This is a genomic window from Arthrobacter sp. TJ-240 (assembly GCF_058269195.1).
Map to the genome: position 1 here is coordinate 24,923 of NZ_JBZCNG010000010.1, position 24,799 is coordinate 49,721.

Here is a 24,799-nt window from a genome sequence, read left to right on the forward strand (position 1 = left end):
CACGGTGTAATAGACTGCTGTTACCCGAGAATACTAGCCGTCCCGCCCGTGCCAGGCCCGTTGCGCACCGCGCTGGCGCGGCCCGGAAGGACCACGTTGCACGTCCCCGACGCCGGCAGGCCGCGCGTGTTCATCGTCATCACCACCTTCAACCGGGCCGACCACCTGCGGGACCTCCTCGTGTCGATCGACGCCATGGATCCGGCGCCGTCGGGCGTGATCGTCGTCGACAATGCGAGCACCGACGGCACCCGGGACCTCCTGGCGGCCCTCGAGCCGCGCGTGCCGGTCCTCGTGCACCGCCTCCCGGCGAACGTGGGCGGGTCCGGTGGGTTCGCGGCCGGCGTGTCGCGCGCCCTCGGGGAGGGCGCCGAGTGGCTGTGGCTGATGGATGACGACGTCGTGGTGCTGCCCGACGCCCTCGCCTCCTTCCGCCCCTGGATGGACCGCTACTCGTGTATCCACGGGCGCCGGTACGACCACGCGGGCGAACCGTTCTTCTGGCAGCACATCCTCAACGAGTCCCTCGGCGTGCATCTGCCGGTGCGCGGGGACGTCTTCGCGCGGTCCCGGGTCTTCCACACCAACGTGGGCTGCTTCGAGGGCATGCTCGTGGCCGCGGACGTGGTCCGCGAGATCGGGCTGCCCGACGCCCGGTTCTTCCTCAACGGCGACGACCTCACCTACGGCTGGCTGATCTCCCGGCGGTACCCCGTGGCGTACGTCGACGCCTTCGTGCTCCGGAAGACCCGCGCCCAGCGGCAGGTGGACCTGGGCGTGCGGCACCTCAACGACTCCAGCGACCTCTCGCGCTTCTGCGGCATGCGGAACCGGGGGCACCTCGCCCGCTACCTGCGGCTGCACGGCCGGTTCAGTCCCGTGGGCTTCGGCTTCGGGACGCTCCTCTCGGCCGGGAAGGAGCTGGTGCGCCTCGTCGCCGTCGAACGGTCCCTGTCCGGCGCGCCCGCCCTCTGGCGGGGCTGGCGCGCGGCGCGTGCGATCCTGCGCGATCCCGCGTGGCAGCCCGAGCCGCCGCTGGCACGTGCGCACACCGGCGGGACGCGATGACCTGGCTCGTGGTCGGCGGTTCGGGATTCGTCGGCTCCTCGGTGCTGCGCGCGCTGGGGGCCGCGGGCATCGACGCCCGGGCGCTCCCCGCCCCGCGTCTGGCGGCAACCGCGCAGACGCCTGCCGCGCTCCTGGAGGCGGCAGTCGGCACTGACGTCTCCGCCCTGGTGGCCGCGATGCAGGGGCACGACGTCGTCGTCAACGCCGCCGGGCTCGCCGCGCCCTCCGCGCCCGAGGGGTCGGATCTGCTCGGCGCCAACGCCCTGCTCCCCGCCGTCCTGGCCCGCGCCGCGGCGGCGGCGGGAGCGCGCCGCCTCGTCCACCTCAGCAGCGCGGCGGTGCAGGGCAGGACGGACAGGCTCGACGAGTCGGGGACCGTGCGCCCGTTCTCCGCCTACTCGCGCAGCAAGGCGCTCGGCGAGCAGGCACTGGCACTCGCGGCGGACGGCGCGCCCTGGCTGTCCGTGGTGACGGTCCGCGCCACCTCGGTGCAGGGCCCGGCCCGCCCGACGACCGCGGCCCTCGTTCGGCTCGCGCACTCCCCGCTCGCATCGGTGGCCTCCCCCGGCACGGCGCGGTCGCCGATCACCTCCGTGGACGCCCTGTCGGGGCTCGTCCTCGCCGTGGGACTGCACCGTGGCGCGGTGCCGGGCATCGTCCTCCAGCCGTGGGAGGGCCTCACCGTCCGCACCGTCCTCGAGGCGGCGGGCGGACGGCCGCGCGTGCTGCCGGCGGCGCTCTGCCGCGCCGCCGTCGCAGGAGGCTACGCAGTGTCCTCGGTCCTCCGCGGACGCCTCGACGGCCACGTGCGCCGCGTGGAGCTCATGTGGTTCGGCCAGGACCAGGTGCCCGGCTGGGCCGTGGAGCAGGAGCTCGTACCCGCGCCCAGGGTACGGGAGGTCCTGGCGCAGGCACGCGGCGGCTCCGCCCCTGCCTGACGGCGATCAGGCCGAGGGCGCTCCGGCGTCGTGATCGGCGGATGCGCCGTCCACGCCGTCCGCGCCGTCCGGGCCGACGACGCCCGGGACCACCTCGCGCAGTCGTTCGAGCGGGATGGTGCCCTGGCGGACCACCCTGAGGGTCTCCCCCGTCGCGTCGACGATGGTGGAGCCGGTCCCGTCGGCCGCGGTCCGCGGGCCCGCGTCCAGGTACACCGCCACCGATTCGGCGAGCTGACCGGCGGCGTCGGCCGCGGTGGTCGCCGCGGGATGCCCCGTCCGGTTGGCCGACGACACCGCGAGCGGCCCCGTCAGGGTGAGCAGCTCGAGCGCGATGTCGTCGTCGGGCATGCGCAGCGCGACGGTCCCCAGGGTGTCGCCGAGATCCCAGGTCAGGGAGGGCTGCGCATGGCAGATGAGCGTGAGGCCGCCGGGCCAGAAGGCTTCGGCGAGGGCGCGGGCGTCCGGGTGCACATCGGTGGCGAGCCCGTCGAGGGTCTGGATCCGCGGGATGAGCACGGGCGGCGGCATGTTCCGGCCCCGACCCTTGGAGGCGAGCAGCGTCGCGACGGCCTGGGGTGAGAAGGCGTCAGCGCCGATCCCGTAGACGGTGTCCGTCGGCAGGACGACGCACTGCTTGAGCGAGACGGCGCGCTGGGCTGCGGCGAGGCCCTCACGGCGCTGGGCGGGGTCGGAGCAGTCGTAGCTGGTGGTCACCGGTTCATCTTTCCACTGCCGGGCGCGCCTGCGCACATCGGCGCCGGACGGCACACCTGTTCGGGAGCGCCGTGCCGGATCACGACGGCGGAGGCCCGAAGCCGGTGCCCCGCAGCCCTGCGGAGTAGGCCGCGAACCAGGCGCGCAGCCCCCGGAGGTCGCGCCGGGTGAGGAAGTAGTAGGGGAAGCCGATGACGTCGGCTCCGAACCAGCGCAGGTTGCGGTACTTGCGCGCGTTGTACGCGCGGTTGCGGAAGTAGGAGAACCGCTTGAACTCGCCCTCGGGGATGACCGGCGTGATGAACCCGCCGAAGATCGGCTTCATCTCGGACCAGGTGGCCGGGTGCCGGACGGCGACGGTCGCCACCGTGCCGTACTTGAGGCCGGCCTTTCGCACACGCGCCAGGAAGTCCACCTCGTCGCCGCGGATGAAGTACTTCATGTCCGGCAGCCCGATCTTCGAGAACACCTCGGCGCGGATGAGGGCACCGTTGAAGAAGTGCACCATGCCGGGCAGGTAGCCGAGCGGTTCGAGGGTCGCGCGGTCGTTGGTGAGCAGCCCGTTGATGCGGAAGTTGAAGGACAGCCGTGTGGGATCATCCGTCGCGGCGACGAGCGGGCTCACGACGTCGAGGTCGTGCTCGTGGGCCGCGCGGAGCAGTTCGGCCAGGCAGTGTTCGTCCTCGGGATGGCCGTCGTCGTCCATGAGCCAGATCCAGCGGGCGCCGCTCGCGAGAGCCGCGAGGATGGCGAAGGCGAAGCCGCCCGCCCCGCCGAGATTGGCCTCCGAGCGCAGGTAGTGGATCGCGCCTCCCGCCGCGGTGGCCGCGTCCACGACGTCGGTGGCGGGCTTCGTCCCCGAGTCCACGAGGGCCACGCGCGCGATCGGCGCGGTCTGGGCCGCGAGGGAGCGCAGGAGCTGCGCCAGCTCCTCGTGCCGGTCGTACGTCACGGCGGCGACGGCGACGGTGTCCGTGGACGTGCCCCTGTCCGTGCCCCTGTCCGTGCCCGCCGCGGGTCCGGTCTGCGTGCTGCGCTCCGTCATGGTGCCTCTTCCGTCGTCGTCGGTCCCCCGGCCGCACGCACCGCGCTGGTCGCACGGTCCCTGCCGCCGAGGTCCTGGTGGGTGGTCACCGCGCTCCAGCCGCCGATCCGCCCGAGGAACGCGGCGATCCAGGGCGCCTGCACTTCCGCGTGCTCCATCACGAAGTAGCCGCCGGGCCTGAGCAGGCGCGCCGCCGTGCGGGCGGCGGCACGCGGCAGGTCCATGCCGTCCGCTCCCCCGCCGTACAGTGCCATGCTCGGATCGTGCTCGGCCACCTCCGGTTCCAGCGGTACGGCGTCGGCCGGGATGTAGGGCGGATTGGACACCACGACGTCGAACGAGCCGTCGTGCTCGGGCAGGGCGGTCGCGAGGTCGCCCTGGACGAGGTGGACGCCGAAGGGCTCGAGGTTGGGTCCGGCCCAGGCGAGGGCCAGGTCGCTGAGTTCGACGGCGAACACGTCCGCCCCGGGTACCTCGTCCGCGACGGCCGCGGCGATCGCCCCGCTGCCGGTGCCGAGGTCCACGATCCTCGGCGCGTCGAGACCGGAGGCACGGTCGATCACGAGCTGCGCCACCGTCTCCGTCTCGGGCCGCGGGACGAATACCCCGGGCCCGACGGACAGCTCGATGCGGCGGAAGGACGCCCTGCCGGTGAGGTGCTGCAGCGGGACGCGGCGGGCACGTTCGTCCACGAGGGCCGTGTACCCCTCGGGGACCGCCGCACCGGTGAGGGCCAGGGCGCGCAGCCGGCCGCGCGACACGCCCAGCAGGTGCGCGGCCAGGAGTTCGGCGTCGACGCGGGGGCTGGGCACGCCGGCGTCCCGGAGCTGCCGTTCGGCGGCCCGCAGGGCTTCCTCCACGTCTACTCGTCCGCGCCGATGGCGTCCAGGCGTGCCTGCTCGTCCATCTCGATGGCGGACTGCACCACGGGTTCCAGGTCGCCGTTCATCACGGCGTCGAGGTTGTACGCCTTGTAGCCCGTGCGGTGGTCCGCGATCCGGTTCTCCGGGTAGTTGTAGGTCCGGATGCGCTCGGAGCGGTCCATGGTGCGGATCTGCGATTTCCGGATGTCGGAGTTCGCGGCGTCGATCTTCTCCTGCTCGTGGGCGAGGATGCGCGAGCGGAGCACGCGCATGGCGGCCTCGCGGTTCTGCAGCTGCGACTTCTCGTTCTGCATCGCCACCACGATGCCGGTGGGGAGGTGCGTGATGCGGACGGCGGAGTCGGTGGTGTTGACCGACTGCCCGCCGGGGCCCGAGGACCGGTACACGTCGATCTTGAGGTCGTTCTGGCTGATCTCGACCTCCTCCGGCTCGTCGACCTCGGGCAGCACGAGGACGCCCGCGGCGGAGGTGTGGATGCGGCCCTGCGACTCGGTGACGGGGACGCGCTGCACGCGGTGCACGCCGCCCTCGAACTTGAGCCGGGCGTAGACGCCTTCGGCGGGATCGTTCGAGGACCCCTTGATGGCCATCTGCACGTCCTTGTAGCCGCCGAGGTCGGACTCGTTGGCCGAGATGAGCTCGGTCTTCCAGCCCCGGGACTCGGCGTAGCGCGCATACATGCGCAGCAGGTCGCCGGCGAACAGTGCGGCCTCGTCGCCGCCCTCGCCGCCCTTGACCTCGATGATCACGTTGCGGCTGTCGTTGGGGTCCCGCGGGATCAGCAGCCGGCGGAGCCGCTCCTGCGCCGTGGCGAGCTGCTCCTCCAGGACGGGCACCTCCGCCGCGAACTCGGGGTCCTCGGAGGCCATCTCGCGGGCCGCCTGGAGATCGTCGTCGAGCGCGCTCCAGCGGTTGTGGGCATCGACGATGCGCCCGAGCTCCGCGTACCGGCGGCCGAGCCTGCGCGCAAGGGCCTGATCAGCGTGGACCGCGGGATCGGCGAGCTGGTCCTGCAGCTCGGAGTGTTCGTCGAGCAGTCCCTGGATGGACTCAAACATCGGGTGTACCTCTTTCGGCTTGTGCAGCCAGTCTACGAAGGTCGAGAGGGCATGGACGACCGCCCCGTTAACGGACGGAGCCGCCCGGGACGGGCCGGCCACGTGGCCGGCCCGTCCCGAACGGCTGCCGTTGCTAGTCGGAGTCCTTGGAGCCCAGCGTGGTCTTCTGGACCTGCATTAGGAACTCGACGTTGGACTGCGTCTCCCGGATTTTGTTGGTGAGCAGCTCGAGTGCCTGCTGGGTCTCCAGACCCGACAGCACGCGGCGCAGCTTCCACATGATCTTGACCTCGTCGGGCGAGAGCAGGTTCTCCTCGCGCCTCGTACCGGACGCGTTGACGTCCACGGCGGGGAAGATGCGCTTGTCGGCGAGGCTGCGCGAGAGGCGCAGCTCCATGTTGCCGGTCCCCTTGAACTCCTCGAAGATGACCTCGTCCATCTTGGAACCGGTCTCCACGAGCGCCGTGGCGAGGATGGTGAGCGAGCCACCGTTCTCGATGTTGCGTGCGGCACCGAAGAAGCGCTTCGGCGGGTAGAGCGCTGCCGAGTCGACACCACCGGAGAGGATACGGCCCGACGCCGGGGCGGCGAGGTTGTAGGCGCGTCCGAGGCGGGTCATCGAGTCCAGGAGCACGACGACGTCCATGCCCATCTCCACGAGGCGCTTGGCACGCTCGATGGAGAGCTCGGCGACCGTGGTGTGGTCGTCGGCGGGACGGTCGAAGGTCGAAGCGATGACCTCACCCTTGACGGTCCGCTGCATGTCGGTGACTTCTTCGGGACGCTCGTCGACCAGGACCATCATGAGGTGGACCTCAGGATTGTTGATCGTGATGGCGTTCGCGATCGCCTGCAGGATGAGCGTCTTGCCGGCCTTCGGCGGCGAGACGATCAGGCCGCGCTGGCCCTTGCCGATCGGGGCCACCAGGTCGATGACCCGGGGGCCGATCTTCTTCGGGTCCGTCTCGAGGCGCAGGCGGTCGGAGGGGTAGAGCGGGACGAGCTTCGCGAACTCCACGCGGTCCTTGAGGTCCTCGGCGGGCTTGCCGTTGACCGAGGTGACGCGCACCAGGGCGTTGAACTTCTGGCGGGCACTGGCCTGGGTCTCGCCCTCGCGGGGAGCGCGGATGGCGCCGACGACCGCGTCGCCCTTGCGCAGGTTGTGCTTCTTCACCTGGGCGAGCGAGACGTACACGTCGTTCGGGCCCGGCAGGTAGCCGGAGGTGCGGACGAACGCGTAGTTCTCGAGGACGTCCAGGATGCCCGCGACCGGCAGCAGGACGTCGTCCTCGGTGACCTCGACGTCGTCGACGTCCGGCTGGTTGCGTCCGCGGCGGCGCTCGTTGCGGTCGTTGCGGTCGTTCCGGTCGTTGCGGTCGCGGAACCGGCTGCTGCGGTCCTCGGGACCGTTGCCCCCGGCGCCGCCGTTGCGGTTCGCGCGGTTGCGGCGGTTGCGTCCGCGACCGTCGTCATCATTGGCACCGTTCGCCCCGTTGCCGCCGTTGCCACGGTTGTCGCTGCGCTCGCTGCCGTTGCGGCCGCTGTCGAACTGGGTGTCGCTGCTCGCGCTGTTCCCATTCGAGCCGTTCGAGCCGTTCGAGCCGTTCGAGCCGTTCGAGCGATCGTCGTCGCGTCCGTTGCGGGACCGGGTGCGGCGCTCGTTGCGGTCGTTGCGGCCCTCGCCCTGCTGACCGGACTGCGCGTCGGCCTGGGACTCGCCCTGGCCGCCGTTCTGCGCCTCGCCCTGCGAGCCGTTCACGTCGGCCTGTACCTGCTGCGCGTCGGAGCGGTCCTCGCCGCGGCGGTTGCGGCGGTTGCGCTGGCTGCGTCCGCCGTTGTCGCGGTCGCCGCGGTCCTGCTGCTCGTCCGCGGAGGTGTCGTCGGCGGCGTCGCGGGACGGGGCCTCGACCTGCTCGCCCTGGACGGCGTCGTCCTGGCCGGGGGCGGAGACGACGCCGTCGCTGCCTGCGCGGCGGTTGCGGTTGCGGGTCCGCGGCTGGCGCTCGGCCGGCGCGGGCTGGTCGTCCTGCGGCCGGTCGTCGGACGCGGCGGGGGTCCCGGCGACGGCGGGGGTCCCGGCGTCGGCGCTGCGCTCGCTGCGGACGCTCGGGGCCTTCTGGCGATCGGCGACGGCGGAACCGCGCTGGTGGTCCGAGATCGCGGACACGAGGTCGCTCTTGCGCATCCTCGATCCGCCGGTGATACCGAGCTGGCCGGCAAGGGCCTGGAGCTGGGCGAGCTTCAGGCCTGCGAGGCCGCTGCTCTTGGAAGTTGTTGCGCCGGTTGCTTCAGCGTCTTGGGTGGCCACACCTGGTAACAGGTCAGTGGTTTCAGTCACGAAGGATCCTTCCCCCTCGTCGGGCGGCCACCTGATCGGTGGTCCGCGGTGGTTTGCCCCGTGCCGCATGGGAAGCAGGCGGGGTTCAGTCGGTTCGGATACGATCCGGCACAGACTGGGTGTGCTGGAAGCCTGAGGATGTCGTTGTGCGGGAGGTGGGTCCGCACGCACAAAGATAAGGTCGGAGGCTACACCGGAGGATGTTCTACTGCTGTGGACCTGCAGATTCGCGGCGGTCCAGAGAGACGGCCAGTTCACCAGCACGCGCTGCCTGCTGGAACACACTGGTTCCGATGGGCGCGTGATACGCCCGGCGGTTCCTACCCTTGGTGCACTCCCACTTTAGCACCTTCCCGCTGCACGGCGAGCCTGGCGATGCGCCACATCCCCGGCGTGTCGCCCTGTCCGAGCAGGTCGCGGAGCGCTTCCTCCGCAGCAAGGGCCCCGGCCTCCCCGACGGCGAGGGTCAGGACGCTGGGGCCCGCCCCCGAGATGGTGCTCGCGAAGCCGGCGGACCGGAGCGAGCGCAGCAGCGTGGCACTCGGCAGCATGGCCTGTGCGCGGTAGTCCTGGTGCAGCGCGTCCTGCGTGGCGGCGAACAGCAGGGACGGGTCGGACCCGAGCGCATGCACGAGGAGCGCGGCGCGGCCCGCGTTCGCGGCGGCGCTCCGGTGGGACACCGATGCGGGCAGGAGCGCGCGGGCGCTGTCCGTGGAGAGGGCGAGGTCCGGGACGGCCAGGACGGGGACGACGTCCGGGTGCACCTCCACGCGCGTGCTGTGGAAGGCGTGGCCGCTCTCCCAGGAGATCGCGAGCGAGCCCTGGAGCGCCGGTGCCACATTGTCGGGGTGGCCCTCGATGGACGCCGCCCACTGCAGCAGGTGCGCCGCATCGAGCTGCTCCGCCGCGGGCAGCAGCGCGTTGCCGGCGAGGACCCCGGCCACGATCGCGGCGGCGGACGAACCCATCCCGCGGCCGTGCGGGATGACGTTCGTGGTATCGAGCTCGAGCCCGGCTGCCCGCCGTCCGGCGTGGTGGAGCGTGCTGATCAGCGACTTCGCGACCAGGTGCCGCTCGTCGGTCGGCAGATCCTCCACCCCCTCACCGGAGGCCCGCACGACCGTGGTGCCCGACGTCGTCGTGCGCACGCGCACGGTGTCCTGCAGCGTCAGTGCGAGGCCGAGGGAGTCGAAGCCGGGGCCGAGGTTCGCGCTCGTCGCGGGAACCCGCACCTGGACGTCCTGTCCGGCCTCGACGGCGGGGAGGTCCAGCGCCTCCGCGGGCGCCGGTGCGGCGTGCAGACCGGCCATGTCAGTCCTCGAGCCCGAGGGCGGCGGCCACGCTGACGACGTCGAAGTCCACCTTGGTGGGCTCGACGTCCGATCCGTCCGCCATGCGCAGCGCCCACTGCGGGTCCTTCAGGCCGTGGCCCGTGACCGTGATGACGATCGTCTTGCCGGCGGGCACGAGGCCCTCCGCGTGCTTCTTGATGAGCCCCGCGACACCGGCCGCGGAGGCGGGCTCCACGAAGACGCCCTCCCTGGAGGACAGCCAGCGGTGGGCGTCGAGGATCTCCTCGTCCGTCACGGCCTCGATGAGCCCGCCGGACTCGTCGCGCGCGGCGACGGCGAGATCCCAGGACGCGGGGTTGCCGATGCGGATCGCGGTCGCGATGGTGTCCGGCTCGGTGACGGGATGACCCTTGACGAGCGGGGCTGCGCCCTCGGCCTGGAAGCCCCACATGACGGGCGTGCGCGTGGCGACGGCGGGGAGCTCGCCGGCGTGCATCGAGGCGTAGGGTGCCGCGTACTCCTTGTAGCCCTTCCAGTACGCGCTGATGTTCCCGGCGTTGCCGACCGGCATGAGGTGGTAGTCCGGGGCGTCGCCGAGGGTGTCGACCACCTCGAACGCCGCGGTCTTCTGGCCCTCGAGCCGGGCGGGGTTGACCGAGTTCACGAGGAAGACGGGGTACGCCTCGGCGAGCTTCCGTGCCACATCGAGGCAGTTGTCGAAGTTCCCGTTGACCTGGAGGAGCTGCGCACCGTGGGCGATGGCCTGGCTGAGCTTGCCCATGGAGATCTTGCCGTCGGGCACCAGCACGGCGCAGGTGATGCCCGCCTGGGTGGCGTAGGCCGCGGCGGACGCGGAGGTGTTGCCCGTCGATGCGCAGACCACGGCCTTCGCCCCGGCGGCGACCGCGGCGGTCATCGCCATCGTCATGCCCCGGTCCTTGAAGGAGCCCGTGGGATTCATGCCCTCGACCTTGAGGTAGACGGCGGATCCCGTCAGCTCGGACAGGTGCCTGGCGTGCACGAGGGGTGTTCCCCCCTCACCGAGGGTGATGACCTCGGTGGCGTCGGTGACGGGCAGGCGGTCGGCGTATTCGCGGATGACTCCGCGCCACTGGTGGGCCATTCAGATTCCCTCTACTCGGAGCACGGACGAGACGGCGGTGATGACCTCGAGCGCGGCGACCTGCTTGACGGTCGCCGCGAGGGAGGCCTCCGGCGCCCGGTGGGTGACGATCCGCAGTTCGGCGGTGGTACCGCCGTCGTGCCCGCCCTGGTGGATGCGCTGGCGCATGGTCTCGATGGAGACGCCGTTCTCGGCGAAGATCTGCGCGATGCGCGCGAGGACGCCGGGCTGGTCGGCGACCTCCAGGCGGATGCAGTAACTCGTGCGGACGGTGTCGATGCTCAGCGCGGGTACGTGGCCCGTGGTGGTCTCGGTGCGGCCCGGGCCTCCGAGCACCATGCGCCGGGCCGCGCTGATCACGTCGCCGAGCACGGCGGACGCCGTCGGCGTGCCCCCTGCACCCTGGCCGTAGAACATCAGCTCGCCGGCGTTCTCCGCCTCGATGAACACGGCGTTGAACGCGCCGTGGACCGCGGCCAGCGGGTGGGAGCGCGGCAGCAGCGTGGGGTGCACGCGGACGCCGATGCCCGCCTCGCCGGCCTCGTCGGTGAGCATCTCCGCGATGGCCAGCAGCTTGATGACGTAGCCGTCGTCGGCGGCGGCCGCGATGTCGTCGGCGGTGACGGACGTGATGCCCTCGCAGTACACGGAGTGGAGGGCGAACCGCGTGTGGAAGGACAGGGAGGCGAGGATGGCGGCCTTCGCGGCGGCGTCGTGGCCCTCGACGTCGGCCGTCGGGTCCGCTTCCGCGTAGCCGAGGTCCTGCGCGGCCTTCAGCGCGTCCGCGAAGGAGGCACCCGTGGAGTCCATCTGGTCGAGGATGTAGTTGGTGGTGCCGTTGACGATCCCGAGCACGCGCGTGATCCGGTCCCCGGAGAGGCTGTCGCGGATGGGTCGGAGGATCGGGATGGCCCCGGCCACCGCGGCCTCGTAGGACAGCTGCACGCGCGCGGCGTCGGCCTGCTCGTAGAGCTCGGGGCCGTCCAGCGCGAAGAGCGCCTTGTTGCCGCTGACCACGGTGGCGCCGTGACCGATCGCGCGGAGGATGAGGGACTTCGCCGGCTCGATCCCTCCCATGAGCTCGATCACGATGTCGGCGTCCTCGACGAGCGTCTCGGCGTCCGTGGTGAGGAGCCCCGCCGGCAGGTCGACGTCGCGTCGTGCGTCCAGGCTGCGCACGGCGACGCCGGTGAGCTGGAGCGGTGCGCCGGCACGGCGGCCGAGGTTCTCCGCGTCCTCGAGCAGGATGCGGGCCACCTGGGAGCCGACGTTTCCGCAGCCGAGCAGGGCTACGCGCAGGGGTCGCGCGGAGGGTTCTGGTGAGTTCATGCTGTGCGGGCTCCTGGATCCGTGGCGGGCGCTGCGTTGCCTGGCGAGGCGGGCTCGCGCTGGACGTCCCTGCGGAACAGGTCCTCCTCGGTCTCGCCGCGCACGATCAGGCGCGCGACGCCGTCGACGACCGCCACGACGGGCGGACGCGTCAGGTAGTTGTAGTTGCTCGAGAGCACCCAGCAGTAGGCCCCGGTGCCCGGGACGGCGAGGAGGTCACCGGCCCCGGTGTCCTCGGGGAGGTAGACGTCCCGCACCACGATGTCACCGCTCTCGCAGTGTTTGCCAACCACGCGCGAGAGCACGGGTGCCGCCTCGGGCGTCCGGGAGGCCAGGACGGCCGAGTAATCCGCGCCGTAGAGCACCGGGCGGGGGTTGTCGCTCATGCCGCCATCCACCGACACATAGCGCCGCGGATGCGTAACGGAGGTGTCCTGCACCACCTCGGAGCCGTTGGCCGCGGCATCCACGCGCACGGTCTTGGTGGTCCCGGCGGTGTAGAGGGTGAAGGTGCTCGGGCCCACGATCGCCCGGCCCGGCTCGATCGAGATGCGGGGTACGGACAGCCCCAGCTCCCGGCAGGTCGTCCCGACGACAGCGGCCATGGCCTGCGCGATCTCCGCCGCGGGGCGCGGCTCGTCCGCCTCCGTGTAGGCGATGCCGTAGCCGCCGCCGAGATCGAGCTCCGGCAGTTCGACGCCGTGCCGGTCGCGGACGCCCGCGAGGAAGCCGAGCAGGCGCTGCGCCGCGAGCTCGAAGCCCTCCGGCTCGAAGATCTGCGACCCGATGTGGCAGTGCACACCGAGGAGGTTGATGCCGGGGTGCGCGAGGGCGTCCGCGACGGCGCGGGCGGCCGGCGAGGCGTCGCCCTCCTGGCCGCCGTCCTGGCCCGGGCCCTGGTCGGTGGTCAGGGAGAGGCCGAACTTCTGGTCTTCGTGTGCCGTGGCGATGAACTCGTGCGTGTGCGCGTGGACGCCCGGGGTGAGGCGGAGCATGACGTTGGCGGTGCGGCCGCGCTGCACGGCGAGGTCGCCGACGAGCGCGACCTCCTGGATGCTGTCGACGACGATCCGGCCGAGGCCGGCGTCGATGGCCCGGGTGATCTCGGCAGCGGACTTGTTGTTTCCGTGCAGTCCGAGCTTCGCGCCGGGCAGCCCGGCGCGGAGCGCGACGGCGAGCTCGCCGCCCGAGCAGGTGTCGAGCCCGAGGCCCTCCTCCCGGACCCAGTGGGCCACCTCGGTGCAGAGGAAGGACTTGCCCGCGTAGAACACGTCCACTCCCCCGCACAGGTCCGCGAAGGCCTCGTCGAACGCATCGCGGAACGTCGCTGCACGCGTGCGGAAGTCCTGCTCCGACATGACGAACAGCGGGGTGCCGTACTGCTCGGCGAGGTCGGTCACGGACACGCCGTCGACGCGCAGGACGCCGTCGGCGCCCCGCCCGACGTCCTCGGCCCACAGTTTCGCGTCCAGCCGGGCAGGCTCGGCGGGCACGGACAGCCACTCGGGCGCGAGCGGCGATGCTTCGGCGGATCCCGTCCCCGTCACCGCTACATCCTCTCCGGCGCGGAGACGCCGAGGAGGTCGAGTCCGTTGGCGAGGACCTGCTGCGTGGCGTTGTTCAGCCAGAGGCGTGAGCGGTGCACGTCCTCGACCGGCGCGTCGCCGAGCGGCGCGACACGGCAGGCGTCGTACCACCGGTGGTAGGTGCCGGCGATGACCTCGAGATGGCGGGCCACGCGGTGCGGTTCGCGGAAGGTCGCGGACTGCGCGACGACGCCGGGGAACTGGCCGAGGGCGGCCAGCAGCTCGCCTTCGGTGGGGTGCGCGAGCGAGGTGGCGTCGAAGGTGCTGGTGTCCACCCCGGCCGACACGGCGTTGCGGCCGACGGCGTGGGTCCTGGCGTGGGCGTACTGGACGTAGAACACGGGATTCTCGTTGGTGTTCTTACGCAGCAGCTCGGGGTCGATGGACATGGCCGAGTCCGCCGGCGAGCGTCCCAGCGAGTACCGCAGCGCATCCCTGCCGAGCCAGTCCAGCAGGTCGCGCAGTTCGATGATGTTGCCGGCGCGCTTGGACAGTCGGGCACCGTTGACGGACACCATCTGCCCGATGAGGACCTGGATGTTCTGCTCCATGTCGTCGCCGGCGCAGGCCGCGATGGCCTTGAGGCGGCCGATGTAGCCGTGGTGGTCCGCGCCGAGCAGGTAGATCTTCTCGGAGAAGCCGCGGTCCTTCTTCGAGAGGTAGTAGGCGGCGTCGGAGGCGAAGTAGGTGGGTTCCCCGTTGGCCCGGATCAGGACGCGGTCCTTGTCGTCGCCGAAGTCGGTGGTGCGCAGCCAGACGGCCCCGTCCTCGTCGAAGACGTGGCCCTGCTCGCGCAGGCGGTCGACCGCCTGCTCGACCGCACCGCCGTCGTGCAGGGCCGACTCGGAGAAGAACACATCGAAGTGGACGCCGAAGTCCGCCAGCGTCTCCTTGATGTCGGCCATCTGCGCCTCGTAGGCGAGGGCGCGCACGATCGGGAGGGCTGCGGCGTCCTCGAGGTCCGCGACGTCGGGGCGGGCGGCGAGCACTGCGCGGCCGAGCTCGGCGATGTACTCGCCGGGGTAGCCGCCCTCGGGCGTCGGGCGTCCCTTGATGGTCGCGAGGACGGAGTCCGCGAAGTTGTTCATCTGCGTACCGGCGTCGTTGATGTAGTACTCGGTGGTCACCTGCGCGCCGCTGGCACGCAGGACGCGGGCGATGGAATCGCCGAGGGCCGCCCAGCGCGTGTGCGCCAGGTGCAGCGGGCCCGTCGGATTGGCGGAGACGAACTCCATGTTGATGGTGTGGCCGGCGAGCGCCTCATTGGTGCCGTAGGCTCGGCCGGCGTCCACGATGGTGCGCGCCAGTTCGCCCGCAGCTCCGGCGTCGAGCGTGATGTTGAGGAAGCCGGGACCGGCGATGTCCACGCTCTTGACGCCGTCGATGCCCGCGAGGCGCTCGCTGAGCAGCTGGGCGAACTCGCGCGGGTTCATGCCGGCCTTCTTGCCGAGCTGCAGGGCGATGTTCGTGGCCCAGTCCCCGTGGTCCCGGTTCTTCGGTCGCTCCACGCGCACCTCCGAGGGGAGGTCGAGCTGGAGGTCACCGTCCTCGACGGCGGCCCTCAGGCAGGCGGAAATAGCGGCAGAGAGTTCTTCGGGAGTCACCAGACCAGCATAGCGGCGCGCACCTCGGCGCCCCGATTCGCGTGACGCAGCCGACGCGACGGCGAGGACTGCTGCGGGTACTTTGTGATCCACACGACAGTCCGATGTCCCGGGGGAAACGAATGACGGAGTGGAACGTTGGACGGAACAGGCACGTCAGTTCGAGCTTCAACCTTCGCACCGGTATCGGGGCGTCCCGCCCGGTCCCGTCCCGCCGAACCCCAGGAGCACCCAGTGACCGTCCGCCTTCCCGACGCCCTCCTCGCGTCGACCTCCGCCCCTTCCTCCGCCCCTTCCTCCGCTCGGACGACCGGCAGGGCAGCGTCCCCGCTCCCCCGACGGGTCCTGACGGCCCTCGCGGCGGCCTCGATCCTCGGGGCAGCGGGCTGCGCCGGCGCCGAGGCCGAGCCTCCCGCCCCGGAGTCCCAGGCGGAGACCCCGGCAGCGACCGAGGCACCGGCCGGCGAGGTGCCGGCGACGACGGAGGCCGGCGACGCCGCGGGCCCGGACGCCGCGGGCCAGGTATACGAGGACGGCACCTACACGGAGACCGGCTCCTACCAGTCCCCGGCCGGCCCGGAGGAGGTGGGCGTGACCATGACGCTCGAGGCCGACGTCGTGACCGCCGTCGAGGTGGAGCCCATGCCCGACAACCCGACCACCACCATGTACCAGGAGCGCTTCGCGGGCGGCATCTCGGACGCGATCGTGGGCAGGAAGCTCGACGACCTCGCGGTCGACAAGGTGGCCGGGTCCTCCCTCACCAGCGGTGGCTTCAACGAGGCGACCGACAGGATCAAGAGCGAAGCCCAGATCTAGGGCACCCCGTGGCGGACTCCTTCACCTTCGAGGCGATCGGCACCCGCTGGCGCGTCGACAGCGCCGCGGTGCTCCTTCCCGGGCAGCGCGCTGCACTGGTGCGCCTCGCCGAGGAGTACGACGCGCTCTATTCGCGCTTCCGCGAGGACTCCGGTGTCACGGCGCTCGCGTCGACGGGAGGGTTCCTGCCGCTGCCGGGCCACGGCGCCGGGCTCGGCCGGCTGCTGCGCTCCCTCCACGACGTGACCGGCGGCGGTGTCTCGCCGCTGGTCGGTGAGCGCCTGGCCGCCCTGGGGTACGACGCCGGGTACTCGTTCGTGCCCACCGCGGCACCGGCGCCCTCCCGCGCCTGGCAGGGCCTCCTGGACTGGACGGAGGACGGCGTCGCCCTGAGTGCTCCCGCACTCCTCGACGTCGGCGCCGCGGGCAAGGGACAGCTCGTCGACCTGATGCTGGAGTACCTCGTGTCCGAGGGGCACGACGACGTGGTCGTGGATGCGAGCGGCGACATGCGACGGACCGGCGCCGGCACGATCACGGTCGCCCTGGAGCACCCCTACGATCCGTCGTCGGCCATCGGGACGGTGCGGCTCGGGTCGGGCGCCCTGTGCGCGTCCGCGTCCAACCGCCGCGTGTGGGGCGACGGGCTGCACCACGTCCTCGACGCCCGGACGGGCCGCTGCGTCGACACCGTCGTCGCCACCTGGGTCCTCGCCTCCGACGCGATGACCGCGGACGGCCTGTGCACGGCCCTGTTCGTCACCGACCCCGCCGACCTCGCCCCGGCCTTCGACTTCGACTACGTCCTCGTGTACTCGGACGGTCGCGCCCGCTCGTCCGCCGCACTCCAAGGAGCCCTGTTCCCATGACCGCAGTACTCGACGGCCTGCTCGGCCGCACGACCATGTACCGGCTGACGCTGACCCTCCTCCTGGTCCTGACCGTCGAGGCGTTCGTCCTGTCGGTGGCGGGGCTCCTCGCCTACACGCCCGCCGAGCTCGGCGGGACACTCGCCGCCGCGGTGGGCGGGACGATCGTCGGCACCCGGCTGATGGCCCTGATCCTGCGGCTCCGACCGCACAGCGAGTCCTCCCTCATCACGGGCCTGATCGTGTTCCTCATCATGTTCCCGTCGAGCACCGCCGCCGGGCTCGGGGGCATCCTGGTGGCCGGGGCGGCAGCCGGCGCGTCGAAGTTCCTCCTCGCCTTCCGCGGGCGCCATGTCCTCAACCCGGCGGCGACCGGCGCCGTCGTCGCCACGCTCCTCGGCGTCGGTGCGGCCGCCTGGTGGGTCGCCAACCCGTACATGCTGCCCGTCGTCGCGGTGGGCGCCGCCCTGCTCCTGTACCGCACGCGGAAGCTGTCCATGGGGTTGGTCTTCCTCGTCGTGGCGCTCGGGCTCCTCCTGGTGGGCCTCGTACAGGGGGGCATGGCGCCCGGGGCCGGTCTCCAGCTCGTCCTGACCTCCTACCCCGTCCTGTTCCTGCTCGGGTTCATGATGACCGAACCGCTCACGCTGCCCCCGCTGCGCCGGCAGCAGTGGCTCTTCGCGGCCGTCGTGGCCGTCGTGTTCGCGCTCCAGCTCTCCGTCGGCCCGGTGTTCCTCGGCCCCGAGTTCGCGCTCGTCATCGGCAACGCCGTGGCGTTCCTCATGGGACAGCGGCGGGGCGTGCGGCTGTCCTTCGCGGGCTCGCGGCGGCTCACGCCGACCAGTACCGAACTCGTCTTCGCGCCGGCGAAACCCGTGCGGTTCCGCGCCGGCCAGTACATGGAGCTGAGCCTGCCGCACCGCGGCGCGGACGGCCGCGGCAGCCGGAGGGTCTTCAGCATCACCTCCGCGCCCCAGCAGGACGACGTCACCTTCGGGCTGCGCACCACCGAATCCGGCAGCTCGTTCAAGAAGGCGCTGCTCGACCTGCCCCGCGACGCACGGATCACCGGCACCCTCGTGGGGGGCGACTTCTGCCTGCCGCGTGACCCGTCCGTCCCGCTGCTGCTCGCCGCGGGCGGCATCGGCGTGACCCCGTTCATCAGCCAGCTCAGGGACCTGGCCGCGCGGGGCGAGACCCGCGACGTCGTCCTCGTCTACGTGGTGCGCGACGCACAGGAGATCGCGTACCGCGACGAGCTGGCAGAGCTCGGCACCCGTGTGGTGCTCTTCCTGCCTTCCGGGAGTGACGTCCCTCCGCTGCCCGGGGCGTGGACGTACGCGGGGGCGGACCCTTCGGCGGACGATCTCCTGGCCGCCGTGCCGGATCTCGGCAGCCGCACGGTGCTCGTCTCGGGATCACCGGCGTTCATCGGCGGCTTCCGCACCACGGTGCGCTCCGCGGGCGTGTCCCGGGTGAAGACGGACGCCTTCCTGGGCTACTGACGCGGCCGGGAAGGGTCCCCGCGTTTTCCCGGACCCTGCTCACCTGCTAAGCTCGACGAGTCTCCAACCGGCACGGAAACTCACGTGTCTGCCTTCGTAGCTCAGGGGATAGAGCGTCTGCCTCCGGAGCAGAAGGTCGTAGGTTCGAATCCTATCGAGGGCACACCGACTCACGCAGAGTCCACCGCCGTCGGCCATCAGGCCGGCGGCGGTTCTGCTTTTGGTAGGCTCTCCAGCACGCGGTCCCGGGGACCGTACTGGCACCTACCGGCAGGGGACGCGTGGCGACGAAGCTCAGGCCGCGACGCGCGTCCGGTGCACCCGTCGTCCCCGCCCTGACCGTGATCATGCTGGTCCTGGCCGTCCTCGCGGCAGGCTTCATCGGCGACTTCTCGGCGGACCCCGTCGTGGAGGCACCGGCCGCCGTGACGGAACAGCCGAGCACGCCCTCACCGACCGCCACCGGCACCGCGGAACCCCTGCCCGACGGCGAGCGCGTCGAGATCGCCGGCGACTGGGCCGTCGCGGCACTGCTGGTACTGGTGATGGCGGGGCTCGCCCTGCTGGTGCGCTTCCTGCAGCGGTTCCGCGCGCAGCGGGAGGCCGAGGACGGCGTGTCCGAGCAGACCGACCCGCAACAGCACGATCCACCCTCCCTCGCGGCCGACGCGCTCCCTGCCTGGACGGACGCCTCCCAGGCGTTCCTGACCACGGATGCGGACACCTCGGACGTCGTCATCCGGTGCTGGCTCGACTTCGAGCGCCTGTGCGCGACGGCGGGCGTGGCGAGGACCCGCGCCCAGACGACGTCGGACTTCGCGACCGCCGCAGCCACGGCCCTCGACCTCCCCCCTGCTCCCCTGGCCGTGCTGACGCGCCTCTACCAGCGCGCCCGGTTCGGCCGGGCGGGCACCGGCACCGCGTCGCCGCTGGGCCAGGACGACCGGGACCAGGCGCTCACCGCGGTCCGGGAACTCTCGGCCGCCCTGCCCTCCCGCCGGATGGAGGCTCCGTGAAGCGCTCGGCGTGGGTCATCACCGCCGCACTGGTCGTCCTTGCCGTCGCGGCGGGCTGGTTCTTCGGCCTCGATGCACGCCATGCCGTCATGCTCGTCGGGGTTGCGGTCGCGGCCGGCGTCGCCAACGGGCTCCTCGAGGCGGTCGACGTCCCGCGTGCCGTCCTGCCACCGCTCCCCGAACCGGTGCACGGCCTCGCCGACCTCCACTCGCTCGAGTTCTCGCTGGCGTCCGCGGAGCCCGGGGCACGCGCGGTCCTGGAGGTGCACGCGCTCGCGGTCCTGGTGGCTGCGGCTCGGCCGGACGCACCGCGCAGCGACGCCCTCCGCGCGTTCACCGCGCAGCCCCACCCCCTCTCGCCCACCTCCCGCGAGCTCCGCGCCGTCGTCGACGAACTCGCGGCGCTCGTCCTCATCCCCGGCGCACCGCCTGCACAGCCTGCACAGCCTGCACCGCATCCCCAGGAGACCGCATGAGCACCATCGATCCCGACGCTCCCGCCCCGGGTACCGTCCCGGACACCGCTCGGGCGTTCGCTCCCGCGGCCGCCGCCCGGCTGGGCGGGGAGGTACTGCACCGCACGGGTACCGTCGTCGTCGGCGCCGAGGGCGCGCTCCGCCTCGCGCTCGCGGCGGTCCTCGCCGGCGGCCACGTGCTCTTCGAGGACCTCCCCGGACTCGGCAAGACGCTCGCGGCCAAGACCCTCGCCCAGGCGCTCGGCCTCGACTTCCGGCGTCTGCAGTTCACGCCCGATCTCCTGCCCTCGGACGTCACGGGGTCCTCCATCTTCAATCCCGCCACGCGCGAGTTCGAGTTCAAGCCGGGACCGATCTTCACGGGGCTGTTCCTTGCCGACGAGATCAACAGGACCTCCCCCAAGACGCAGTCCGCGCTGCTGGAGGCCATGGCGGAGGCGCAGGTGTCGGTGGAGGGCACCACCCTGCGGCTGCAGCGGCCGTTCCACGTCTTCGCGACGTCGAACCCGATCGAGTTCGAGGGCACCTACCCGCTGCCCGAGGCGCAGCTGGACCGCTTCCTCGTCCGTCTCCGGTTCGGGTATCCCGGTCCCGGCGGCGAGCAGGACATCATCGCCCGGCGCCTGGCTCGGCGGCAGGACGGGACGCGGGTGGCGAACGTGACCACGGGCGACGGGCTGGTGCGGCTGCAGTCCGCCGTGGAGTCCGTGGGCGTGGACGACGACGTCATCGACTACGCGGTGCGCCTCACCGCGGCGACGCGCCGCCACCCCGATGTCGAGGTGGGCGCCTCGCCGCGCGGGTCCCAGGCACTCGTGCTTCTCGGCCGCGCCCTCGCCGTCCTCGACGGGCGCACCTTCGTCCTCCCCGAGGACATCAAGGAGGGCGCCGTGGCGGTCCTCGCGCACCGGCTCACCCTCACGCCGTCGTCCTGGGCGCAGGGGGTCGCTGCGGAGCGCGTGGTGCGCGACGTGCTGGCCGAGGTGCCCGCGCCGTCGACCGTGCCCCATGGCTAGGGGCGGGGCCGGGAGCAGGGCCGGCGGACTCACCCGGTCCGCCGGTGCGGCCCTGGCGGTCATCGTGGCGCTGGTGTGCGTGGTGGCGGGATTCGTCGCAGGCCGGCCGGACACCGTCGCGCTCGCAGCCCCGTTCGCCCTCCTGGCCCTCGCGGGCCGCCCGGCATCGCCCGCCGGGGAGGAGACACCCGTCGGCATCGCCGCGGACAGGCGGGCCGAGGGACAGGGTTCCCGGCTGCGACTGCTGCTCACCTCGGGGCCGGCCGGCCGCGCGTCCTCCGAAGGTCTCGTCGCGGCCGTCCTGGCCGCACCCGGGTGCCCGCCGGATGCGCTCGTGCTGAGAGCCGGCGAGGAGTGCCCGCTGCTGGTCCGGGCACCGTTCTCGGGTGAGCGCGACGTGCTGTCCTACGGTGCATCCGGCTTCACCGCGGACCTCACGCGTTCCTCGCCCTTCGTGTCCCGTCCGCCGGTCCGCGTCAGCGTCCTCCCACCGATCGGTCCTCTTCTCCCGCGGCCTGCCTCCCGCCGCCTCGTCGGCCTCGCAGGCACCCACGTGTCGAGGCGACCGGGCGAGGGCGGGGAACTGCGGTCCGTGGCACCCCTGCAGGCGGGCGATGCGCTGCGGCGGATCGACTGGCGCGCCACCGCACGCCGCTCCACCGACCAGGACCGGCTCATGGTGCGGCGGTCCTACGCCGATGCCGAGGCCTCCGTCTTCCTCGTGGTCGACCAGGCGTACGACCTTCCGGCGTCGACCGCCGACTGGTTCGCCGCAGGGCCGCGGCGCCCGGGTCCGGGGTCCCTCCATGTGGCGCGGGTGGCGGCGGCGACGGTGGCGGCGTCCTTCCTGGCCGGCGGGGACCGGGTGGGACTGCATGACCTGTCCGGCACCCGCCGCCCCCTGCGCTCCGCGGGCGGGGCCCGGCACCTGGAGCAGATCCGGACCCGGCTGGCGGGTACGCCGGTGGTCCCCCGGAAGCGGCGCCGCCGTGATCCGGTCCCGCCGCCGGGCACCGTCGTCGTCGTGTTCTCCGCCTTCCTCGATGCCGAGCCGGCACGCCTGCTGCGCCTGTGGCATGCGCAGGGCCACCTCGTGGCCGGCGTGGACTGCGTGCCCCCGCTGCGGCCGGGAGGGATGACGGCGTCCCAGGCGGAGGCCGTGCGGGTGACGCTCCTCCGGCGCCGCCTGCTCCTCGCAGCCCTGCAGGACGACGGCATCCCGGTGTTCGTCGGCGCCCCGGCGGACGTGCGGTCCGGGCCAGGGCCGCGCGCGCGGGACATGCCGGCCTCCACCACCGGGGGTACGGACCTCTTCGCCGCGATGGGGCCCGACCTCGAGTCCGGTCTCCGGCTGCTGGCCCGGCAGGCCGGACGGCGGGGCGGGAACCGCGGCGTCCCCGACTCCGGCACCCCTGTCGCCCCGGCCGTCGGCGGGACCCCATGAAGCTCCCTCTGCCGGCGCGCGCGGCCGACCGTTCTGCAGCGCGGCCTGGTGCAGCGCGGCCTGGTGCGTCGGACCGTGCCGTCCCCGACCGGGGCGGGCTCGTCCCGCTGGCCGTGGTGAGGGGGGCGACGGCGCTGGTGGCCGTCCTGCTCGGAACCGTGGTCTGGGAGGGCTCCGCCTGGATCGCGGTGCCCGTCCTGGTGGCGGTCGGTGCGGCGGTGCTTCCGTCGATCGGTCTCGCGTTCCTGTCCCTGATGCTGCTCGTGGTCGCGTATGCGGTGAATCTGCCCGCCGGATCACCGTGGCTCCTGGTGTTCGTCGCCGGGCTCCACGCAGTGTTCGTGCTCTACCTCCTGCTCGCCCACCTCCCCCTCCGCGGGTGGATCAGTGTGGGTGCGTTGCGAGAGCTCGCGCGGTCCTTCCTCCGCATCCAGCTCCTCGCGCAGCCCGTGGCCCTGCTCGCACTGCTGCTGGGTGACGCCGGCTCCAGCCTCCCGGTGGTGGTCGTGGGAGTGGCGGGGTTCTGCTGCTGGGCGCTCTGGCTGGCAGGAAGGGGACGCGCGTAGGGCGAGGTCTCCTCGACCGGCAGGGCAGGCCGGAGCCCTCTCGCGGTCGACCCGGGGTTTCTCTTCGCGAGCGGGACCCTTACGGGGGCATGGAGCGTCGTTGTAGCGTGTTGGCGTGATCGTCCCCGACATCTCCCAGAACGCCGCAGCGGTCGCGGACCACTACGACGACCTCGACCCGATCTATCGGGGCGTGTGGGGCGAGCATGTCCATCACGGGCTGTGGACGACGGGTCGCGAGACGTCCACCCAGGCGGTCGAGGCGCTGAGCCGAGCGGTCGGCGAACGGCTGCGCCTCACCCCGGGCGAGGCGTGCGTCGACATCGGCTGCGGCTACGGCTCCACCGCACGGCTGCTCGCGGCCGCACACGGGGTCGCCGTCACCGGTCTCACCCTCTCAGCCGAACAGGCCCGCTACGCCGCCGCGCATGCGGTACCCGGCGTCGACATCCACGTCCGCGATTGGCTCGTCAGCGGGCTGCCCGATGCCTCGGCCGACGCCGCCTGGGCGATCGAGTCGAGCGAACACATGGTCGACAAGCCCGGGTTCTTCGCGGAGGCGCACCGCGTGCTGGTCCCCGGCGGCCGCTTCGTCATCTGCGCCTGGCTCGCCGAGACCGAGGCCCGCGCGTGGAAGGTACGCCACCTGCTCGAGCCGATCTGCCGGGATGGGCGGCTGCCGTCGATGGGCACGCGCGAGGACTACGAGGCGATGGCAGTGGCGGCCGGCTTCACGGTCACGGCCTATGAGGACGTCAGCCGCCGCGTCGCACGCACCTGGACGATCTGCGCCGCTCGGCTCGTGAAGGCCGTGCTCGTCGACCGCGAGGCCCGTCGCGTCGCACGCAGCCGCATCTCCTTCCTGATCCTCCCGCGCATGATCCTGGCCTACCGCACCGGTGCGATGCGCTACGGGATCTTCACGCTGTCGAAGGTGAGCCACGACCGGGCGCCGCGCGACCCCGGAACCGGCCGCACCTGACCGCGGACGGGATCCGGGAGGCCGACAGCGCGGATCGCCTGTGACCGGGTGGCAATACGGACCGTTCCTGTCCGCGGTCGGCCGTACCGTTGGACCATGATCGAGACGTCGGCACGCCTCCTGCAGCTTCTCTCGCTCCTCCAGCTGAGGCGTGAGTGGACCGGACCGGCGCTCGCTCGGCGCATGGATGTCACCGAGCGCACGGTCCGGCGGGACATCGGCAAGCTGCGCACGCTGGGCTATCCCATCAATGCCTCGCCCGGCGTGGCCGGCGGCTACCAGCTGGGCGCCGGCGCCCAGCTCCCGCCGCTGCTGCTCGACGACGACGAGGCACTCGCCGTCGCGATCGGCCTCACGGCGGTCACGGCGAGCCCTGTCTCCGGCGTCGGCGAGGCGTCCGTCCGTGCCCTCACGAAACTGGAGCAGGTGCTCCCGGCCCGCCTCCGCCCCCGCTTCTCCGGTCTCCGTTCCGCGGTGACCCGCATGGCGGCCGCGAGCACGCCCGTGAACCCCGAGGTACTGACCGCCTTCTCGTCGGCCATCACCGAGCGCCGCTGCGTGGCCTTCCGCTACGAACGGCACGACGGCGAGTCCTCCCGCCGCGTCGTGGAGCCGTACCGCCTCGTGGACACGGGACGGCGCTGGTACCTCGTGGCGTTCGACCGGTCGCGGGAGGACTGGCGGACCTTCCGCGTGGACCGCTGCCACAGCATCCCCGTCGCACGCGACCGCTTCACGCCCCGCCCCCTGCCGGCCACGGACCTCGCAGCCTACGTGCAGGAGTCCATCACGCGCTCGCCGTACTCCTACGACGCCGTCATCAGGTTCCACGCGCCCCTGCACGAGCTGGAGTCGCGTGTGCCCTCGAACACGGGCACGCTCGAGGCGGACGGCGAGCACGCCACGCTGCTCCGGGCCGGCTTCGACTCGCTGGACTTCCCCCTCGCCTATCTGGCGAGCTGGGACGTGGACTTCGAGGTGCTCGAGCCGGCCGAGATGCGCGAGCGCGCCGTCGTCGTGGCCGACCGCCTGCGCCGATCGGCGGGGGTGCCCGCCCGCACCGACGACGCCGTCGAGCCGGAGCCCAGCCCTCAGTGAACGCCCGCCTGCGGTCCGGCACGAGC

At 72.4% G+C, this 24,799-nt stretch carries 22 protein-coding genes and 1 tRNA gene; 13 read left to right on the plus strand and 10 right to left on the minus strand.

The genetic code is table 11. From position 1 onward, the window contains the following. Positions 1-96 precede the first annotated feature (96 nt). Both AC4D2C_RS18230 and AC4D2C_RS18235 read left to right on the plus strand, forming a co-directional pair. Positions 97-1,068, plus strand: a complete 972-nt coding sequence (locus tag AC4D2C_RS18230) for a glycosyltransferase (protein ID WP_490916227.1) — start codon at positions 97-99, stop codon at positions 1,066-1,068. Then, complete coding sequence (locus tag AC4D2C_RS18235) at positions 1,065-2,006, plus strand: NAD-dependent epimerase/dehydratase family protein (protein ID WP_490916228.1); 942 nt, start codon at positions 1,065-1,067, stop codon at positions 2,004-2,006. The genes AC4D2C_RS18230 and AC4D2C_RS18235 overlap by 4 nt, the downstream gene beginning before the upstream one ends. Before the next feature lie 6 nt (positions 2,007-2,012). On the opposite strand, the gene AC4D2C_RS18240 is transcribed toward AC4D2C_RS18235, so the two are convergent. The 10 genes from AC4D2C_RS18240 to argS form a co-directional block, all read right to left on the minus strand. Further along, positions 2,013-2,723: an L-threonylcarbamoyladenylate synthase gene (locus AC4D2C_RS18240; protein ID WP_490916229.1), complete on the minus strand. Its 711-nt coding sequence runs from the start codon at positions 2,721-2,723 to the stop codon at positions 2,013-2,015. Between the two features lie 79 nt (positions 2,724-2,802). Further along, on the minus strand, positions 2,803-3,768 hold the full coding sequence (locus AC4D2C_RS18245) for a glycosyltransferase (RefSeq protein WP_490916230.1): 966 nt from the start codon (positions 3,766-3,768) through the stop codon (positions 2,803-2,805). After that, positions 3,765-4,628: a peptide chain release factor N(5)-glutamine methyltransferase gene (prmC, locus tag AC4D2C_RS18250; protein ID WP_490916231.1), complete on the minus strand. Its 864-nt coding sequence runs from the start codon at positions 4,626-4,628 to the stop codon at positions 3,765-3,767. The genes AC4D2C_RS18245 and prmC overlap by 4 nt, the downstream gene beginning before the upstream one ends. Positions 4,629-4,630: 2 nt before the next feature. Beyond that, positions 4,631-5,710: a peptide chain release factor 1 gene (prfA, locus tag AC4D2C_RS18255; protein ID WP_104049675.1), complete on the minus strand. Its 1,080-nt coding sequence runs from the start codon at positions 5,708-5,710 to the stop codon at positions 4,631-4,633. A 133-nt stretch (positions 5,711-5,843) separates the two neighbouring features. Further along, positions 5,844-8,048, minus strand: a complete 2,205-nt coding sequence (rho, locus tag AC4D2C_RS18260; protein WP_490916232.1) for a transcription termination factor Rho — start codon at positions 8,046-8,048, stop codon at positions 5,844-5,846. Positions 8,049-8,368: 320 nt separating this feature from the next. Continuing rightward, complete coding sequence (gene thrB, locus AC4D2C_RS18265) at positions 8,369-9,358, minus strand: homoserine kinase (RefSeq protein WP_490916233.1); 990 nt, start codon at positions 9,356-9,358, stop codon at positions 8,369-8,371. Position 9,359: 1 nt separating this feature from the next. Next, positions 9,360-10,463: a threonine synthase gene (gene thrC / locus AC4D2C_RS18270; RefSeq protein WP_490916235.1), complete on the minus strand. Its 1,104-nt coding sequence runs from the start codon at positions 10,461-10,463 to the stop codon at positions 9,360-9,362. Then, positions 10,464-11,792, minus strand: a complete 1,329-nt coding sequence (locus tag AC4D2C_RS18275; protein WP_490907547.1) for a homoserine dehydrogenase — start codon at positions 11,790-11,792, stop codon at positions 10,464-10,466. After that, a complete protein-coding gene (gene lysA, locus AC4D2C_RS18280) occupies positions 11,789-13,339 on the minus strand; it encodes a diaminopimelate decarboxylase (protein WP_490916236.1) in 1,551 nt (516 codons plus the stop codon). The genes AC4D2C_RS18275 and lysA overlap by 4 nt, the downstream gene beginning before the upstream one ends. 2 nt (positions 13,340-13,341) lie before the next feature. Beyond that, positions 13,342-14,982 carry an arginine--tRNA ligase gene (argS, locus tag AC4D2C_RS18285; protein WP_490907549.1) on the minus strand — a complete coding sequence of 547 codons (1,641 nt, stop codon included), beginning with the start codon at positions 14,980-14,982 and terminating at the stop codon, positions 13,342-13,344. 234 nt (positions 14,983-15,216) lie between these two features. On the opposite strand from argS, the gene AC4D2C_RS18290 reads away from it, so the two are divergent. The 11 genes from AC4D2C_RS18290 (at position 15,217) to AC4D2C_RS18340 (ending at position 24,773) form a co-directional block, all read left to right on the plus strand. Beyond that, positions 15,217-15,801: an FMN-binding protein gene (locus AC4D2C_RS18290; protein WP_490916237.1), complete on the plus strand. Its 585-nt coding sequence runs from the start codon at positions 15,217-15,219 to the stop codon at positions 15,799-15,801. Positions 15,802-15,809: 8 nt separating this feature from the next. Continuing rightward, entirely contained in the window at positions 15,810-16,670 is an 861-nt protein-coding gene (locus tag AC4D2C_RS18295) for an FAD:protein FMN transferase (RefSeq protein WP_490916238.1), read from the plus strand. Next, positions 16,667-18,175, plus strand: coding sequence for an FAD-dependent oxidoreductase (locus AC4D2C_RS18300; protein WP_490916239.1), 1,509 nt, complete (start codon positions 16,667-16,669; stop codon positions 18,173-18,175). The genes AC4D2C_RS18295 and AC4D2C_RS18300 overlap by 4 nt, the downstream gene beginning before the upstream one ends. Before the next feature lie 90 nt (positions 18,176-18,265). After that, positions 18,266-18,338: transfer RNA gene (locus AC4D2C_RS18305), tRNA-Arg, on the plus strand. Between the two features lie 118 nt (positions 18,339-18,456). Continuing rightward, the gene (locus AC4D2C_RS18310; protein WP_490916240.1) at positions 18,457-19,191 is read left to right on the plus strand and encodes a DUF4129 domain-containing protein; all 735 of its coding nucleotides are present in this window, start codon (positions 18,457-18,459) and stop codon (positions 19,189-19,191) included. Next, positions 19,188-19,667 carry a hypothetical protein gene (locus AC4D2C_RS18315; protein WP_490916241.1) on the plus strand — a complete coding sequence of 160 codons (480 nt, stop codon included), beginning with the start codon at positions 19,188-19,190 and terminating at the stop codon, positions 19,665-19,667. Before AC4D2C_RS18310 ends, AC4D2C_RS18315 begins: the two co-directional genes overlap by 4 nt. Beyond that, positions 19,664-20,683, plus strand: coding sequence for an AAA family ATPase (locus AC4D2C_RS18320; RefSeq protein WP_490916242.1), 1,020 nt, complete (start codon positions 19,664-19,666; stop codon positions 20,681-20,683). The genes AC4D2C_RS18315 and AC4D2C_RS18320 overlap by 4 nt, the downstream gene beginning before the upstream one ends. Continuing rightward, entirely contained in the window at positions 20,676-22,127 is a 1,452-nt protein-coding gene (locus AC4D2C_RS18325) for a DUF58 domain-containing protein (RefSeq protein ID WP_490916243.1), read from the plus strand. The genes AC4D2C_RS18320 and AC4D2C_RS18325 overlap by 8 nt, the downstream gene beginning before the upstream one ends. After that, complete coding sequence (locus tag AC4D2C_RS18330) at positions 22,124-22,693, plus strand: hypothetical protein (protein WP_490916244.1); 570 nt, start codon at positions 22,124-22,126, stop codon at positions 22,691-22,693. Before AC4D2C_RS18325 ends, AC4D2C_RS18330 begins: the two co-directional genes overlap by 4 nt. 115 nt (positions 22,694-22,808) lie before the next feature. Next, entirely contained in the window at positions 22,809-23,675 is an 867-nt protein-coding gene (locus AC4D2C_RS18335) for a class I SAM-dependent methyltransferase (protein ID WP_490916245.1), read from the plus strand. A 96-nt stretch (positions 23,676-23,771) separates the two neighbouring features. Then, complete coding sequence (locus AC4D2C_RS18340) at positions 23,772-24,773, plus strand: helix-turn-helix transcriptional regulator (RefSeq protein WP_490916246.1); 1,002 nt, start codon at positions 23,772-23,774, stop codon at positions 24,771-24,773. Positions 24,774-24,799: the final 26 nt, after the last annotated feature.